This is a genomic window from Herbiconiux daphne (genome assembly GCF_024979295.1).
In the GTDB taxonomy this organism is placed as follows: domain Bacteria; phylum Actinomycetota; class Actinomycetes; order Actinomycetales; family Microbacteriaceae; genus Herbiconiux; species Herbiconiux daphnes.
The window spans coordinates 1-672 of the sequence record NZ_JANLCJ010000440.1 but is presented as its reverse complement, the minus strand read 5'-3'; the positions used below and the strand labels follow the sequence as shown (position 1 = coordinate 672).

Here is a 672-nt window from a genome sequence, read left to right as displayed (position 1 = left end):
TGAACCGGATCAGACACTTCGTGTTCGGTCTGGATACTGACGTACCATTTCCCGCATGACTGGCTGACAGTGACGTTTTTCACTTCGCCAATGACTTCACGGCTGTTTCGGTAACGTATCCATCCCAACTTTGGCAAGGATATGCGGCTATTAGTCTGATCGAGCTTAACGCCCTGCGGATAGCGGAATGCATCATTTTGCCCTCGTTTTTTGAAGCGGGGAAAAGCCGTGCGTTTCTGAAAGAAATTTTTGTAAGCTCGCTCAAGGTCTTTGAGTGACTGCTGAAGCGGTTGTGATGGTGCTTCTTTCAGCCATTGTGTCTCCGGCTCGGATTTCCACTCAATGAGCCATGAAGCCATTTTTGTGTAGGGAATATATTTGTTCCCTGCTTCATAGTTCTCATTCTGGAGTGCCAGCGCTCGATTGAAAACGAAACGACAAGCCCCAGCGAAGCACCGCATATTGCGCTCCTGCTGACCGTTTGGTCTTAACTGGAATTTAAAGGCTTGAAGTCGTTTCATGACTACCATTATACTTTGGTCTATGACAAAAGAAACTAATATTCGTAGGGGAAGACATTGTGTTTTCCTGATGCACGTTCACTTGGTATTCGTCGCAAAATATCGACGAAATATATTTGATCGGGATGCCATCGAAAAACTACACAGCTAC

The 672-nt window shown here is 45.8% G+C and carries 2 protein-coding genes; one reads left to right on the top strand and one right to left on the bottom strand.

The features are described from left to right. A partial coding sequence (locus N1032_RS25730) for an RNA-guided endonuclease InsQ/TnpB family protein (RefSeq protein WP_259543453.1) occupies window positions 1-521 on the bottom strand: 521 nt, incomplete at its 3' end. Between the two features lie 22 nt (window positions 522-543). Between N1032_RS25730 and N1032_RS25725 the strand changes: the two genes are divergently transcribed. Next, the coding region (locus N1032_RS25725) for a transposase (protein ID WP_407933089.1) at window positions 544-672 on the top strand (129 nt) is incomplete at its 3' end.